The 16,714-nt window shown below is 41.6% G+C and carries 15 protein-coding genes; 10 read left to right on the top strand and 5 right to left on the bottom strand.

Going from position 1 to position 16,714, the window contains the following annotated elements; translation table 11 throughout:
* The 3 genes from AC1DQW_RS14980 to AC1DQW_RS14990 all read left to right on the top strand — a co-directional run.
* On the top strand, positions 1-2,771 hold a 2,771-nt coding region (locus tag AC1DQW_RS14980), incomplete at its 5' end, for a hypothetical protein (protein ID WP_477454821.1).
* A gap of 70 nt (positions 2,772-2,841) precedes the next feature.
* A complete protein-coding gene (locus AC1DQW_RS14985) occupies positions 2,842-3,684 on the top strand; it encodes a thioredoxin domain-containing protein (RefSeq protein ID WP_477454822.1) in 843 nt (280 codons plus the stop codon).
* A 60-nt stretch (positions 3,685-3,744) separates the two neighbouring features.
* On the top strand, positions 3,745-4,344 hold the full coding sequence (locus AC1DQW_RS14990) for a hypothetical protein (RefSeq protein WP_477454823.1): 600 nt from the start codon (positions 3,745-3,747) through the stop codon (positions 4,342-4,344).
* Between the two features lie 98 nt (positions 4,345-4,442).
* Here AC1DQW_RS14990 and AC1DQW_RS14995 read toward each other — a convergent pair whose 3' ends face one another.
* Entirely contained in the window at positions 4,443-4,652 is a 210-nt protein-coding gene (locus AC1DQW_RS14995) for a hypothetical protein (protein WP_477454824.1), read from the bottom strand.
* Positions 4,653-5,243: 591 nt separating this feature from the next.
* Between AC1DQW_RS14995 and AC1DQW_RS15000 the strand changes: the two genes are divergently transcribed.
* The 3 genes from AC1DQW_RS15000 to AC1DQW_RS15010 all read left to right on the top strand — a co-directional run bounded on the left by AC1DQW_RS15000 (position 5,244) and on the right by AC1DQW_RS15010 (position 8,093).
* Positions 5,244-6,023, top strand: coding sequence for an alpha/beta fold hydrolase (locus tag AC1DQW_RS15000; RefSeq protein ID WP_477454825.1), 780 nt, complete (start codon positions 5,244-5,246; stop codon positions 6,021-6,023).
* Positions 6,024-6,357: 334 nt separating this feature from the next.
* Positions 6,358-6,924, top strand: a complete 567-nt coding sequence (locus AC1DQW_RS15005) for a C40 family peptidase (protein ID WP_477454826.1) — start codon at positions 6,358-6,360, stop codon at positions 6,922-6,924.
* A gap of 494 nt (positions 6,925-7,418) precedes the next feature.
* A complete protein-coding gene (locus AC1DQW_RS15010) occupies positions 7,419-8,093 on the top strand; it encodes a hypothetical protein (RefSeq protein WP_477454827.1) in 675 nt (224 codons plus the stop codon).
* A 159-nt stretch (positions 8,094-8,252) separates the two neighbouring features.
* Here the strand turns inward: AC1DQW_RS15010 and AC1DQW_RS15015 are convergent, their stop codons facing one another.
* The 4 genes from AC1DQW_RS15015 to AC1DQW_RS15030 all read right to left on the bottom strand — a co-directional run bounded on the left by AC1DQW_RS15015 (position 8,253) and on the right by AC1DQW_RS15030 (position 12,785).
* Positions 8,253-8,897 (bottom strand): START domain-containing protein, encoded by a 645-nt coding sequence (locus tag AC1DQW_RS15015; RefSeq protein ID WP_477454828.1) that lies wholly within the window; start codon positions 8,895-8,897, stop codon positions 8,253-8,255.
* A gap of 188 nt (positions 8,898-9,085) precedes the next feature.
* Positions 9,086-11,743 carry an alpha-L-rhamnosidase gene (locus tag AC1DQW_RS15020; protein WP_477454829.1) on the bottom strand — a complete coding sequence of 886 codons (2,658 nt, stop codon included), beginning with the start codon at positions 11,741-11,743 and terminating at the stop codon, positions 9,086-9,088.
* A 197-nt stretch (positions 11,744-11,940) separates the two neighbouring features.
* Positions 11,941-12,495 carry an arylesterase gene (locus AC1DQW_RS15025; protein WP_477454830.1) on the bottom strand — a complete coding sequence of 185 codons (555 nt, stop codon included), beginning with the start codon at positions 12,493-12,495 and terminating at the stop codon, positions 11,941-11,943.
* An 80-nt stretch (positions 12,496-12,575) separates the two neighbouring features.
* A complete protein-coding gene (locus AC1DQW_RS15030; protein WP_477401426.1) occupies positions 12,576-12,785 on the bottom strand; it encodes a YtxH domain-containing protein in 210 nt (69 codons plus the stop codon).
* A 120-nt stretch (positions 12,786-12,905) separates the two neighbouring features.
* Between AC1DQW_RS15030 and AC1DQW_RS15035 the strand changes: the two genes are divergently transcribed.
* The 4 genes from AC1DQW_RS15035 (at position 12,906) to AC1DQW_RS15050 (ending at position 16,702) form a co-directional block, all read left to right on the top strand.
* Complete coding sequence (locus AC1DQW_RS15035) at positions 12,906-13,661, top strand: YdcF family protein (RefSeq protein ID WP_477454831.1); 756 nt, start codon at positions 12,906-12,908, stop codon at positions 13,659-13,661.
* Positions 13,662-13,967: 306 nt separating this feature from the next.
* Positions 13,968-14,666, top strand: a complete 699-nt coding sequence (locus AC1DQW_RS15040) for a response regulator transcription factor (RefSeq protein WP_477454832.1) — start codon at positions 13,968-13,970, stop codon at positions 14,664-14,666.
* The gene (locus tag AC1DQW_RS15045) at positions 14,650-16,005 is read left to right on the top strand and encodes a HAMP domain-containing sensor histidine kinase (protein ID WP_477454833.1); all 1,356 of its coding nucleotides are present in this window, start codon (positions 14,650-14,652) and stop codon (positions 16,003-16,005) included. Before AC1DQW_RS15040 ends, AC1DQW_RS15045 begins: the two co-directional genes overlap by 17 nt.
* A gap of 217 nt (positions 16,006-16,222) precedes the next feature.
* Complete coding sequence (locus tag AC1DQW_RS15050; protein WP_477454834.1) at positions 16,223-16,702, top strand: hypothetical protein; 480 nt, start codon at positions 16,223-16,225, stop codon at positions 16,700-16,702.
* Positions 16,703-16,714: the final 12 nt, after the last annotated feature.

Genomic DNA, 16,714 nt, shown 5'->3' on the forward strand with positions numbered 1-16,714 from the left:
TTGGTAAGGAGCATTTAGGCGAAATGAACGATATTTTTGAAAATTATTACGATAATTTAATAGCAAAACTACCTACCGCCGAAGATCAAAGAAGGGCCAGGATCTTTATTGAAGAGAAACTGATTTACGAAGAAGATAAAACCCGGTTAAGCATTTACGAAAAGCAGATATTGCGCGATTTTAATGTTAATAAAGCACTCCTGGCCGAGTTGGTGAACAGCCATTTAATAAGGGCCGAGCCAAATACCGCCGGATTATTATCTTATGAGCTAAGCCACGATACCTTGGTGGATCCAATTCTTAAAGCGAAGGCAAAAAGAGTGGAAAAAATACGAATTGAAGAAGAGGAAAAGAAAATATTAGCAGAAAGGGAGCTTGCTGAAAAACAACAGAAAAAATTACGTAATACCCAGCTTATATTGGTCTGTATCTCAATACTTGCGCTATTTTCTATTTTAGCGGGTAGTTATGGTTACAGTATGCAAAGGAAGGCAAAAAGTACCATGGACTCTGTAATAACTATTAATAATAAATTATTAAAAAGCACCGATAGTCTAAAAAACTACACCCGCGAACTTGAGGAACAAAATAAAAAAACCGAAAAACAAAGAGTCAGGGCTGATAGCTCAAAAGTTGCGGCCGACGTAGCAAGAAATGCGGCCGATATCGCAAAAAACAATGCCAATGCCGCATTGCTGCGAAACAGCCAATTAACAGAGAAGCTTAAAAAACAAATCACTTTCCGTAATAAAGAGTATCTGGCTAATAGCAGTTTTATGAACTCTCCCAGTATAGATTCGATCAGGCGAGACGAGATGAGCAAATTATTATACTCATATATGTTTGCTGACCAGATGAACAAATACTACCATACGATTAAAAAATTAGATACTTTGGCTACCGCCCTGGATTCAGTCGACGTAAGTCCCAATCATTCGGCTTATCTGATCAAAAGAGGATACCCGATTGGCAAGAGCGCAACCGTTCAGGAGCAAAATATTTATCAGGAATATGCTTTGCCCCTTTTCAATAAATTTATTTTTGAAAAACAAGAGATAAATCCCGATTATGATGCAGCTTTTTTACATACTACTTCAATTGCCATATCCCCCAACAAAAAAAAATTTGTTTATAACGTAGAAGAAAGAATTGCCGTTGGTGATATAATAGGCGATAGTTTGGTTTTATATAAAAGAGATTCTGCCTATTCCCATAGTCCCCACCTAACATCAATAGGTATAAATAATAAATACGATGTAATTGCTAAGGAAAAACATCATTTATTATATTGGAAAAATGGTAAAAGAAATACTATTGGTTTACCTGTTGACAGTAATTCGTATTGTAAACTGTCTGCCGATGGATCATTGTTATTAACTATATCAAAAGAAGTTCCCGCGTTGTGGCCAACATCTGACTTAATTAGTAATAACCCTATTTCGTATTCATTCGATAATCTTGATAAATATAACCTTGTTTATTCTTTTGCTTTTTCTGATGACAACAGCCTTATTGCCGTTGGACTCGCAAATGGATTTAACTTATATACTACAAAGGGTCATTTAATTAAAACCTATACCTTACCCGGAACTAAAATCGATGATATTCATGGCAACGAAAAAAATACTACTCCAATAATTTATGTAACTGCTGTTAGTTTTTCGCATGATTCAAAAAAAATCATTATTGGCACATCTAATCAAGATGTAATGCTTCAGGATATAAACAAAAACACCCCAGCGGACTTAATTTACCATTTTAAAAATGAGTTGACTTCGTTAACTAAAATAGCTATCTCAGAAGACGAAAATCATATTTTAGCCGGCGCAGTAGGTAATAAATTCAAGATTTTAAACGTTCCGGGAAATTATGTCAAAACTATACCTATCGATACCAATATAATTTCTGCTGAGTTTCTAAATAATCAGGTTATAATTTCTGCAAATTATTATGGTAAGATAACAAGTTTTAAAGTTGCGCCATTATTCAAGGATTTACCAACTGCCACATCAAGTATTACCATCTTGCAACCTTTACTTGCTAAAAGAAATAAAAATTTAGATAAAGATTTACCAACCGCTACCCCAGGAGTACCTGACAAAAAGAATCCGAATAAAAATTACGACTTTGCCTATTTAATGTCATCAAACGACCCCAAACTCCTGCATGACAAAGGATATGGTTTCCAACAGGGGTATGATAACAAAGACTCACTTATTAAAGCTAAGCAGCTTTTTACAAGGCTAAAAGCAATAACAAAAGAAAACCCGAGGTACGATTATCTTGAGCATCTGGTAATTGTAAATAAAGCTTTAAATGATTTAGATTCTACCAACTACTTTGCAAAAGTTGACAGACTAAATGAAAACATCGAACTCAGGGATGAAATATTAAAATTAGACATTGCGGACAGTTTAAAAACAAAAACCAGCAAAAACTTATCGTCTGACCTTGGTTCATTATCTTATAATCAGCTATTTATCAAAGAGTTTAAAGGTGCTGTCATTTCTGCACAAAAAGGCATCGAAATTGAAAAAAACAACGATTGGATATATACCAATCTGGCTCTGGGTTACCTTTTAAGCGGCGAGTTTGATAAAGCAAAGGCTATTTACTTACAATATAAGGACAAAAATTTTTACCAGTCGAAAAGTACATTTAAAAAGGCATTCCTTGATGACCTGGTTGATTTAGAAAGCGAAGGTATTATTACAATCGACAACACAGAACTTTACGCACATGTAAAGCAAATCAGGGACTTGCTGAAGTAAAGGAACATCTAAAAGGTTGGGCTATTTAGTAAACTGTAAACGATTATCCAAAAACTAAATAAAAGAAATCATGAAAACCAAATTACTTTTTATGTTTTGTTGCGCTTTGATACCTTACTGTATCAGCGCCCAGGGAATCAAATTTATTGATAATAAGGCCTGGAAAGATGTTTTGGCAATGGCTAAAGTTCAAAAGAAGCTCATTTTTTTAGATGCATATGCATCCTGGTGCGGGCCATGTAAGTATCTGCAAAAGAATGTTTTTACTACGGCGCAGGCAGGCAGCGAGTATAACAAAAACTTTATAAATGTAAAGATGGATATGGAAAAAGGTGAAGGGATAACGCTGGCAAAGAAGTATGAGGTTAAAGCTTATCCAACCTTATTTTTTATTAACGCAAATGGACAGTTGGTTCACTCAAGTGTTGGGGCGCTGGAGGTAGGGGACTTTGTTGCATTGGCCAAAGATGCCAGGAATCCCCAAAAGCAATTTTATACCGTTCGTAACAGGGCTATGGCCGGCGTTTTGTCGCCCGCAGCTTTTGGCGAATGGTTAACGACCGCCGAAAAAATGGAGTACAGTGGCGTTGATGAGGTTATGACTGGATATATAAAAAGTAACCAACACCCCTTGATGGAAAAGGACATGCTTAACATTGTTTTGGATTACGCTAAAGTTTTAAACGATGATCAGCTTGCTTTTTTAAAAACCAATCGCTCCCGTGTGATAGAACTGACAGGCAAAACGCCCAAGGAGTTTGATAATCTGTTTACTGAAAAAGTAGTGAGCAATGCAATCAAAAAGATGCCAGCTGATGGCGAAATGGATTTTGAAAAACTTAACTCACTAATCTCCGCCTATCTCCCTGCTGATGATGCTGCCAGCACAACGAAGAAACTGAAAACACGTTAGGGATTAAGTAATCAGACACTGGCATTCGAGGACCTGATAGCTTCTGACGATGAAGATGTTTTGACAGTTGGCGCTGAGTTTTATTATCGTAACAAAAAAGAATACCTTAATAAATCAAAACAGCTTTACGTTAAGCTTCTAAAAATAGGTAAGAAACAAAAGCCATCAGTTTGCATATTTCATATTGTTCAATTAAACAATGCATTGAATGAAGCCGATCCTGATAATTATTTTGGAAAGGTTGAGCGATTAAAAGAAAGCATATCCTTGGTTGAAAAAAATAGGCAGGATAGTACTTCAGCTGATTTCTATTCTAAAAGTAAGTTGTCTACCTTATATGGGGATTTAGCTTGGAATCAGCTTTTTATTAAAGATTTTAGTTCTACAGTCACTTCCGCAAAAAAAGGTATCGAGCTGTTTAAAGAGAATGATTGGATCTATACCAACCTGGCGCTTGGCTATCTCCTTAGCGGAGATGTTAACAGCGCAAAAATGCTTTATACAGATCTTAAAGGTAAAAGTTATGCTAACGGGGAAAAATCCTTTAAGGAAGCTTTCCTGAAAGACTTTGATGACCTCGAACGAGAGGGTATTATTACTTCTGCTGATGCAGATCAATACCGCAGTGTAAAAGAAATAAAAACTATGTTAATTCAATAAATATCACTGAAATATTTCGGCTGCGAGTGTGAAAATGTTTAGCAAGTAGATGATAGGGATATTAAAACATAATCCAATCATTGTTTTTTTATAATTAATCATATAATAAAATTGTGGGCTGTATGGCCCGAGCTACCGCAAGGTTTTTGATCGCTGCCGCAGGCCTCCTGGCCTGTGGTCCGCCGGCTAAGCATTGAATTTGCAAATCCCGGATGTTTGTTTTCATCCGGGATTTTGTTGTTAATAGGGAATTTTGCGTTAAAGGATTGGCGTATATACCGGGCAACAAAAAAGTTTTTTGCTAACATGTTATTGTAGGTGCAAAGGCTCTCCCTACCGCAAGCACTTTTTTTGCGACCACATGAGTGATACCCAATTCACATTAGCTGTACAAAATTTCCCACCTATGTTACAGTTTTACAATAGTTTATTAATTATCAAGTTGTTATCCTGATATTTAGCTAAACGATTAATAGTTAGGGTTGGGGAGGGTTGATTAAATGCGGCCTTCCCCATTATTTAAAGTCCTTATCTGGTCCCGGGTTTGTGTCCCCGCATGCAAATTACAGGTATACCGCAAGCACTTTTTCGTTGTCGCCCCAGGCTTATCCGCCCGCATGCAAATCCAATGCTTTTATAAACCACTAAGCTTACACCTTACCCCACAGTCCACGTTAGTGATGGCAGTGGATACCGGCCAATGCGCGCAAGGCCTGCAGGCGTATGAACGTACAGCACGGGCCCCAACTTCTACCGGTTGGGGTAACGCCATTATTAAGATTTGCTGGCGCAATTATTGCTCATCTTCGGAGGGTTAACATCTCTGCTGCCGATACTAAGTTTATGCTGAAATTTTCCTGCAAAAAATATTTTTAATACCTGTTTATTAAGACACCATTATGAATACTTTTAATCATACTGCCGGAAATGAGCATGTTATTGACGACGCGGTTATTTACTACCAAATAACCGGCAATAAGGACGGCCCTGTTATGCTGCTGCTGCATGGCGGTTTTGGGAGTATGGAAGATTTTAATCCAATTTTGCCTTTACTGCTCAACACTTATTGTGTAATTGGTGTTGATAGCCGGGGTCATGGTCAATCTACTTTGGGTAGCAAAAAGTTGAGTTACGGGCAGCTGCAAAAAGATGTCGAAAGTTTATTGCAGCACCTGGATATAAAACAGCTCAGCATTATGGGTTTTAGCGACGGAGGTATTGTAGCCTATCGGTTAGCGGCGTTCAGCACACTAAAAATTGTTAAGTTAATTACCATAGGATCAAGGTGGCATATTAATGATGCGCTGCAAACAAAGGACCTCTTTTTAAGAATTACTCCGCAAAGCTGGGAAAATAAATTTCCCGAAACAGTAGCGCTATACAAGCGCTTAAATGCTGAAGCTGATTTTAACCGTTTGTTCACTGCTGTTGTAGCTATGTGGCTTGATGATGATAACACCGGCTACCCCAACGAGCAAATTACGCAGGCCAGTTGTGCTTTGTTTATTGTTAGAGGCGATAACGACCATTTAACCACCCGAAAAAGCGTGGCTAAACTTGCCGATTTAGTTAAAGGCGCCGCGCTGCTCAATATTGCCTTCGCCGGGCATGCTGCCTATACCGACCAGTACGAAATATTTAAAATAGCCTTAAAACAGTTTTTAGGTAAAAAAAGCTAAAAGCAGAATGCTAAAAGCTAAAAGCGGAACGCTTAAAGCTAAAAGCAGAATGCATAAAGCCAAAATCTAATTATCTAATTATCTAATTATCTAATTATCTAATTATCTAATTATCTAATTATCTAATTATCTAATTATCTAATTATCTAATTATAAATATTTTATAATCTATGTCTATTTAATAGGAATCATCCTTTGTCTGATAGTCCTTTGTCCAAAAATCCTTTGTCCGAAAATCCTTCGTCTGACAGTCCTTCGTCAAAAAATCCTTCGTCAAAAAAACCATTATCAAAACATTTAAACCCATAAGCATGTAGTACCCAGTATGCGGTACATGGCTTTATTATTTATTGTTGCTGTGGCGCTTAGTGGCTGCCATGGCTGTGGCAAAGAAGCTGTAGTGATGGATTCGGTAACAAGGCCGCGCGCCGATACCCTGCTGCCCCCACCACCCGATAGCGCCGGTTTTGTAACCAAAATAACTACCGGCAGCACAACGCCTGATAGCCTGGTTGCCTTTGCCAAAAGCCTGGAGGGCATCCCCTACCTGTACGCCTCTACCGATCCCGAACGGGGCTTTGATTGCTCGGGCTATATTACCTATGTATTTAATCATTTTAATATTGCTGTGCCCAGGCGGTCGGTTGATTTTAACTACGTAAACCGGCAGATTCCCCTCGGCCGGGCCAAAACCGGCGACCTGGTTCTTTTTACCGGCCTCGACAGCACGGTGAGGGTGCCGGGGCATATGGGTATTTTAATTGTAAGCCCAAATAAAACACTCACGTTTTTACATTCCACATCGGGCAAAGCCAACGGCGTAACCGAAACTCCTTTTACCCCCTATTACACTTGCAGGTACTTAAAAACCATCAGGGTGTTCAGGCAAAATGATGATTAGATCCGGGACTGTGGGACAAAGGACTTTTGGACGAAGGATTTTTGGACGAAGGACTATCAGACAAAGGACAAAGGACTTTCAGACAAAGGATGATGGACTATCAGATAAAAGATAAAAAACGCCGGTATTCACCGGCCATTTTTTTATTAGGCATCCTATATACTAAAGCATACAAAACATGCCGGCTTATAAACTCGATTGAACTCTCATAGAGTCCAAAACAACCCTTTTGTCCTTCATCCGAGGGTCCTTTGTCTGATAGTCCATCATCCGTCCTTCCCACGATTGTCCGCCTTAAAATACGTAAAACTACCTATGTAAATACGTATTTCAACGGACATCATAAGCAAAAACCTTATCGATATTTATTAAAAAATATTTTAATAAATATCATTCACAATCTTTTGTCGTTTTCGAGAGCCCTGACGGATGAAAGTTGGGGCAATTATCAAATCAAAAAAATCAAACACCATTAAAAAAGGGAGAACACGCATATGGCAGATCAGGTAGCATTTGGGCTGGCAACCAGCAACTCACACCCATCGGGTACAGGAAGTTTTACTTATGAAGGGTCGTTCAAAATCGTAGTTCAAAACCTTGCTTTTGATAAGCAGGTGTCGGCATGGGCGCAAATCGGCGCAGGCTGGACAAACATTTTCGCGAGTTACAGCCATTCGCTGCCCGACAATTGCGAGCTGTGGACTGCACCTGCAAGCAACAGTGAAGGCCAGTTTGTGGCTAAATATACAGTGAATGGCACAACGTACTGGGATAACAACGGCGGGGCGAACTACAAATTTCCACAGGCATTTGATGAATTCGCTGTGTTGGCAGGAAACAGCGACAAGGCAGTTTTGGGGAATGCATCCCTGGCCGCCAGCACACTCAGCGTTAATGTAGGGGTACAAAATCTCGCCTTTACTAAGGTCGTCGGCATTGTGTTTACTACCAACAACTGGGCTACATTTCAAACCGCCTTTGCTCATTACAGCTTTACCATGAAAAGCGGGCTTGAAGTGTGGGCTGTAACCGCACCCGTAGGCGCAGCGACTGAGGTACAGTTTGCCATTTTTTACCAGGTGCCCGGAAACGAATATTGGGATAACAATTTCTCGCGCAACTACAAGGTTACTGCCATCAGCTCCCCGGAGTGGGGCGGTGTATCGTAATGTGCCTCACCCCCAATCTCGCTTTAAAAAACCTAAGTCTCCCTGCCAACCAGCGGGGAGATTATTCATATATTGATGTCTCGGATTGATGGATAATATGGACAGAAAGATATGATATGGGGAGTACCATCAAAAGCGCTCCTTTCTGGGGGCTTATAGCTAATCAGCTATATAGGCCAGCTTTACATTTTTATAGGCTGGTTTTTGCAGTTGCAGCTTTAGCTTTTTGAAGCTTTCGGCCGGGCCCTGGGTTACAAACATATTGCTTAACCATGCGGGGATGCTACCTCCCGGATCGGCATGCAGGGTGTATACAATTTTTACCTGGCTCTTATTTACCCGGGTAATTACCCATTTGCCTTTTGAATCGGCAACGCGTACCGTTTTGGGTTTTACAGGCACCATATCGGCCACACAGGGTGCATCAATGGTAATCACCTTGGTTTCGGTATCCTGCGATACTTTGATGTGGGCAATAAAATCGCGGTTTTGTACCGGCCACGGCACCTCAACAACCGAATAATAATACAGTTCTGAAGGTGATACCTGCTTTACAATATAGTTTGATGAGGTATGGTACAGCCAGTCTTCGCTGTTTTTTACATCCATTAATACAGCCACCAGTTGCGAGGGGGTAGCATCAAAATAGCACTCTACCTTTATGGCCTTAATACTTGAATTGGCCACTTTGCGTGTAAAGATCTTTATACCATCGTTATTGGTTTTTAACACCCAGCTTTCATCGCCCTGCGCGAAAGCTGCATTTACAATCAGCAGAAATAATAAGGTTAATTTTTTGTACATGTTTTTCATTGAGTTTCGATTTCAATGTAACAAATCTATACACAAAACAGGCAGGTTGTTAATCTGTCCTGTCAACACAAGGTCATTTGCTTATGGGTTAATATAAATGTGAAATTGGCGTGGCAATAGCGCCACCCAATCCCTCCCCGAAAGGGAGGGATTTAAAAGTCGCCCTTACAGGGGGAGACTTAGAGAGGGCTTACCTCAAACACATAACTCCCCGCTTTTGCCTGGTAAATACCGGCAATGGGCTTGTTGCCTGCCCTAACTTTACCTGCCGGGAAAGTTATAGTAGCAGTTGAGTTAGCCGGGACCGTCACCTTATAGGTTACACTATTGCCGGTACGCTGCCATGAGGAAACTATTTTACCATACGGACCATCGTGCGTGGCGGTAAATTTATTTAAACCTTCCACAAAATGCGGCGCAAGGATCACGTTTTTAAAGCCCGGGTGGTTAATATCCGGGTGAATGCCGGCAATGCCTTTGTACAGCCATGCTCCTATCTCGCCAAACATGATGTGGTTAAGAGAGATATCCGATTTGGCATCTATCTGCCAGTTTTCGTACAGGGTGGTAGCGCCGTTCACCATCCACCAGCCCCAGGAGGGGAAGGTTTCCTGCGATGCTATTTTGTAGGCCGCATCGGGGTAACCGTTATCGCTCAGCGCACCTAAAATGGCTTTGGCACCCAGGATGCCTACATCCAAATGAAAATTATCGGCTTCAACGCGCCGGGCCAGATTGGCGGCTACTTTACTTTTCAGGTTTGCAGGCACCACATCCCAGAATAAAGGAACGCTGAGTTCTGTTTGCAATCCTTTGCCGTATAAACCGGTTTGGGTGTTTAGGTATTTGGCATTGATGGCATTCTTTATTTTGCCGGCCAGCGCCGAGTATTTTACAAAATCGGCCTGCTTGCCTAATATTTTTGCTGTGCGGGCCAGGATACTGGCATCGGCATAATAATAAACCGATGAGGTAAGCTCAACCGGCGAAACCGATTTTACCGGCACCCAATCTCCCAGGCCCCAGCTGGTGAGGCCGCTTGGGTACAGCTCATCAATATGGTTCACATATTTTTCGATGCTGGAATAGCTATCGGCCAGCAGTTTGCTATCGCCATAAAACATATAAATATTCCATGGAATGATGGCGATGGTGCTTGTCCAGTCGGGCCCGTTACCCCATTCGTAACCCCAGCCGCCGGTGGGGATGATGGATGGCAGCACACCGTTGGGTTGCTGCTCATCGCGGTGATCGGCCAGCCATTTTTCGTAAATAGTGATGGCGTCAAAATTATACAAGCCGGTTTCGCAGGCTATGTGAGCATCGCCTGTCCAACCGTTCTTTTCGCGCTGGGGGCAGTCGGTTGGGTAACCGAACAGGTTGCTCAGGTAGCTGTTATTGGTGGCACTCCAAATCTTGTCAATAGTTGGGTTTGCTGATTGTACATTGCCGGTGGGCTGCACATCGCTGTGCATAAAGTAGCCTTTCAAACTTTCTTTAGCAAGCTGAATAGGCTTACTGCTGCTCACCTCTACATACTGAAAACCTTTGTAATTAAACTTAGGCATAAAGGTTTCTTCGCCTTTGCCGCCGAGGATGAAGATATCTGTCTGGAAAGGGTCTTTATCATCTGTAGGCCGGTAATGCAGGTCGATATTGGATTGATCAACATGGCCGTTCTTATTGAGGCGTTCGGCATGTTTAAGGCGGATGATGGTTCCCGAATCGCCTTTAACCGTAATCTGGCTCACGCCGGAAATGTTGCGGCCGATATCAAAAATCCACAGGTTGTTATCAATTTTGGTAATGGTTTTGGAAGGGATCTCCTCCACGTTGCGGATAGGCTGCAGGCTTTGTGCAACAATGTTGGCAGATGGCGCCGAGCGGTTGATGACCGGTTTCCAGGCGCTGTCAATAAAACCAGGGGTATTCCATCCGGGTTGTTCTTTGCGGGCATCATAGTGCTCAGCGGTATAAATACTGTTAAACACAACCGGACTTAAAGCAGTTTTCCACTGGGTATTGGAGGATACGGTTTCTACGGTGCCATCGGTATAAGTGATGCGCAGGTCCATGCAAAAAGTTGGTCTGCCGCGCCATGGGGCCTGGTGAAAGTACCATACCGCCGTGCTCTGGTGGTTATACCAGCCGTTGCCAAGCAATACGCCAATGGCGTTTTTGCCGTTTTGCAGGTTGGCGGTAACATCATAAGCTACATAAAGGGTACGCCTGTCAAACCGGGTATACATAGGATCAAGCCGATGGTTGCCTATTTTTTTTCCGTTGATATACAGCTCATACAAACCTGCTACGGCAATATAAGCCCTTGCCGATTTGATGGTTTTGCCCGTATTAAACGTATGCCTGAAATATGGTGCAGGGTTTACGGCGATGCCTTTATTGTCGCTGATCCAAGAACCCTTCCAGTTGCTCATCTCCATCATGCCGGTTTCAAAATTGGCTACGGCGGATGAGCTAAGCTTTTTACCGGCCTGGTCCCATAACTGCACCCGCCAGTAGTATTTGGTAAACGGCTGCAAAGCCTTCCCATTATAGCTGATTAGATTTGCCGGGGATGCTACTTTAGTTGTTACCCAGCTATCCCCCCTGCCTGTGCTAACCGCAACAGAATCGGTACCCACAAAAAGCTGGTAAGCCGTTTGCGCTGCACCCTGCTTCGCATCAGCCATGAGCCAGGTTAAACGCGGGTGTTTGGCATCGATCCCAATGGGATTGCTGAGGTATTCACACTTTAGGCCGGATGCTTTGGCCGGTTCGGCGGCCTTAGCGGGTTGAATTATTAAGAAACTGTGGAATAATAAGGCGATGTAAAGCATTAGCCTACATAAAGGTTGTTTCATAATGGAGCAAAATATATCGGTTTATAAAAGTAGTAAAAGCTTTTAGCAAAATCATGGAAAAACATTATCCTGAAAAGCCTTCAAAATACATCTGGGCAATGTAAAATGATATTTTTATTTGGGCGTCCTGAACTGTCTTGTTGAGGAAGGGCGTGAATTTCAGGAATTCAATTCTACAGCAACTCTTTCAATACCGGCCAAACATTATCTGCCATTACCTTATACCCTGCAGCATTCGGATGCAGCCTATCCGGTAAATTAAGATGCGCTTTCCCGGCTACGCCTTCCAGGTAAAAAGGCACAAAGGTCATTTGGTTAACATCTGCCAGCTTACTGAAAATTGCTTTAAAATCAACCGCGAATGAGCCGGGGATAAACAATGGGATCTCCATTCCCATCATTACCAGTTTTATACCGGGATATTTGAATTTTACCTTATCAATAATTACCTGTAAGTTTTTGGCGGTAGTTTGGGGTGGCATACCCCTGATAATATCATTAATGCCCAGTTCCAGCACAAATATGGGCAAAGGGCGGTTTGTCCAATAATCAAGCCGCATAAGACCACCGGCCGATGTGTCGCCGCTGAACCCGCCGTTAATGCAATGGTATGGCAGGCCTTCGGCATCTATTTTTTGTTGTATTAGGGCAGGGAATGATTCGCTTTTAGGATTAGGCAAACCATACCCTGCCGTGATGCTATCGCCAAAAAAAAGAATATTCTGCATAAAATAATGAGTCTTAAGTCAAATCTTTGTATGCCATTTTCCAGCTTAAGACTTTCGACTTAAGGCTTAAGACTTAACACTTAATACCTGTTATTATCCCTGAAGTTTTGCGCACGTACGGCTATTTGTTCTAAAGTAAGTTCCCCATATTTTTTAGCGCGGTCCATCCACTCAGGAGCTTCGTCGACCAGGTTATCTATGATCGATTTGCCGTCTGGTCCTTTTTTGGTAACATAATTTATGCCGTAGGCAACTGCAGCGCCAATGGCAAGTATCTTGATAAAGCCCATATTTTTAATTATTTAACTATAAGTATATGACAATGATGGTGCCAGTTTGTTACGCCTCACCATGTATAAGATAGAAAGCCTTGTAAAAAGTTTAATGTTTTAACTATTTTTACTTCAACTATGTTTTTTATCCTCTCAAAAGTACTGGCATTTTTACTTCTACCCTTGCTGTACATTTTTGTTTTATTGGTTATTGCCCTGTTTTCAAAAAAGCCCAAAGTTAAGCGTAACTGCCTGTTATGGGGAGTTGTGATACTTTGGATCTTCTCGGCCCCATTATTTTTAAACTTATTTGCCAAAGCCTGGGACATAGCGCCCGTAAAGCTGGATGCAGGCAAAACCTATAGTGCTGCTATTATATTGGGCGGCTTTTCTGGCGAAAACAGTAAGCATGAAGGTGTATTTAACTGGTCTGCCGATAGGTTTATACAAGGCGTTTTGCTGCAACGAACCGGAAAAGTAAAAAAGATTGTGATATCGGGAGGGAACGGGCACCTTTTTGCCAATGACTTTAAGGAGGCCGATTGGGTAAAAGGGCGGCTAAGGGATTTACAGATCCCGGATAGTTGTATACTGGTAGAGAACCAATCGCGCAACACGCGTGAAAACGCATCGTTAACAAAAACATTGTTACTTAAAAACAAACAGAAAGGGCCTTATATACTGGTAACATCGGCCTTTCATATGCGCCGGTCATTGCAAATATTTAAAGGCAGGGGTCTTGACGTAATTGCTTACCCATGTAATTACATTGCGGGAACCGGCACATTATCCTTCGGGGACCTGCTACCTGATCCGGGTACGCTAAACAACTGGAGCTCATATATCAAAGAGGTTATTGGCGTTATGGTTAACTATGTAACCGGGAAAGCCTAATACCGGTACATTTTTAATATTAACCCCTATCTGCATAATTACCAGCCGGCGAATTGTAAACCTAAACAGAGAGCCGGATATCAACGGCTTATATTTTAAAAAATATCCTGATCAACAGATTATTTTTTACTTTGGCAAACTAAACAAGCCGTCATTGCGAGGCACGAAGCATCCCCTCTTTACAGAGCAGCTTTGCAAATCCGATCTGCATAGTTTGGGATTGCTTCATACCTCGCAATGACGATCAGTTTTTTATTTTTAGGCAGTCTCTGAGAATTAAAGAAATATTAATAAAACCGGGCTTTTATGGGTATATTATTAGTTGAGGACGAACCCAATGTGGTATCCGTTATTAAACGGGGCCTAACGGAGTATGGTTTTGAAGTAAGTGTTGCAGCTAACGGTATCACAGGCTTACAAATGGCGCTCGATAATGATTTCGACCTGGTTATCCTGGATGTTATGCTACCCGCAATGGACGGTATACAAGTATGTAAACGGATAAGGGAGCAAAAGAAATCTGTCCCCATTATTATGCTAACAGCGCTTGATTCAACCGAAAACATTGTAGGCGGCCTTGATAGCGGCGCCGACGATTATATGGTGAAGCCTTTTAAAATTGCCGAGCTTGCCGCGCGCCTGCGCACATTACTGCGCCGTAGCGGTGGCGAGATACAAACAGGCAATGTTTTCACTATAAATAACCTGCAGGTTGATACCGAATCAAAAATTGCCCGCCGCGACAAAGAAGTATTAAAACTTACCGCTACAGAATACCGACTGCTGGAGTATTTTATAAAAAATCAAAAAAAGGTATTATCGCGCATCCAGATCCTGGAAAACGTTTGGGATATTGATTTTAATATGGGCACCAACGTGGTTGACGTTTATGTAAACTACCTGCGTAAAAAGTTAGAAAAAAACGGGGAGGCTAAACTAATTCATACCGTTTTTGGTATGGGGTATATCATGAAAGAGGGCGATAACGATGAAAATACAAAGTAAGATCACCCTGCTGTTCCTGCTGTTATCGGGCGGCACACTGATACTGCTCAGTGGTTCCATTTTTTACCTCGTTTATAAATTTAGCTTTGATGATTTTTATAAACGACTGCAAGCCCGCGTAAATATTACTGCCGAAGTAAACCTTTTCCCGGGTGCACGGAGCAAGGCCTACCAGGAAGTACGCAATAAATACCTCGAAAAGCTGGATTCGGAGAAAGAATACTTTTTAAGTGCCGACAGCAACAAGGTAAGGATACCGGCAGGCAGTAATATCCATAATAAATTTGTTCAAAGCATATTAAGTAGTGGTTCGGCTAAGTTTAGGGATAATAATACCTTTTACGCGGGCTCGGTATTTACAAAAGGCAACTCAAAATATGTTGTAATTGTTTCGGCATCAAACCCGGCAGGTTTCCAGGAGCTGAAAGACCTGCAGAAGATCCTGATCTATGGCTTCCTGATAGCTATGGTATTGGTTTACTTTACAGGGAAGATCTTTTCTTTTTATACCTTTCAGCCGGTAAGGCGCATTATTAATAATGTAAAAAACATTACGGCCAATAACCTGCATTTCCGGCTGGATGAATTAAACGGCAAGGACGAAATTGCTGAGCTATCCTTCACTTTTAACGATATGCTTAACCGTCTTGAAACCGCCTTTGAAACACAAAATAATTTTGTCAGCAACGCATCGCACGAGTTAAGAACGCCGCTCACCATCATCTCATCCGAGGTTGAGCTGGCTTTAAATAAGCAGGACTTAAATCCGCGGCAGCGCGAAATTTTAAACACCGTATACACCGAATCAGAAAAACTTGGCCAGATCCTGAATAGCCTGCTCACCCTGGCACAATCCGGCTTTGATGGTAAACGGCAAAACTGGGAACGCATAAGGATGGATGAACTTTTGCTCACCGCCTCCGAATCGGTTAAAAGGATCAACCCCGATTGTAATATATTTATCAATCTTGAAAATTTGCCAGATGATGAAAACCTGCTTTATGTTAAAGGCAATAATAACCTGCTTCGGCTGGCTATCAACAATATCATCAGCAATGCCTGCAAATACTCCGATAACCGTATGGTAACTGTTGGTCTGCTAACAGAAAACAATAAGCTTATCGTATCCATTGCCGACCAGGGCATCGGCATCCCAAAAACCGAGCTTCAGCATATTTTTGAGCCCTTCTTCAGGGCATCAAACGCGCATGATTATGAAGGGCATGGCGTTGGTTTACCTTTAACTTTAAACATTATCCGCCTGCATAAAGGCAGCCTGGGCATCAGGTCGGAGGTTGGAGTTGGCACGGAGATTAAGGTATTTCTACCTGTTGGGTGAGGCTCACACCCAACCCGCTCCAGGGAGAGAGCTTTTAATTTGCATATTCTTTTTTAGGGGTAAAACAGATAGCTTTTTTACGCCCCTTTCTTTGAACAGGATCGGGGCAAGCTAATTCTAATCAAATTCTAATAACTTTCTTAAGTCATCCTAATTATTGGCCGCTACTCTTGTATCAAACAAAACAATACAGGTTTCACCAATAATCAACATGACCATGAAAACGTTATTAATCCCTACCGATTTTACCCAGCAATCAATTCAAAGTATCCCGGCATTGGTTCATCAATATTATCCTCAAAAGGTAAATATTGTACTGGTACACATGCTTAAAATTACCGACTCGTTAAGCGAACTGCTTATGCTGTCGCGCCGCAGTGTGGAGTACAGGCATATCCCCGATAATTTTTATAAACGATGCACCGAGCTGGAAACCACGCACAGCCACGTTATTAACCATATTGCCATAATTTTTTTTTACGGCAGCACTATAGCCGTATTTAATAATTTTTTAGATGCTAACGAAGTGGATGCAATAGTAAAGCCCCATGATAATTACCAACTGCTTTTTAAAAATAGCATCGCCCCCCAAATTTTAATATCAAAATGCGGCATTGAGGTAATTGCGCTGCCAAAGGTTTCCGGCATACCTGCAGACGTTATGATAGAAGAGCCGGAGTTAACAGAACATCAATAATAACATTTTAAA

The sequence above is a fragment of the Mucilaginibacter sp. P5_A4 genome (assembly GCF_056400605.1).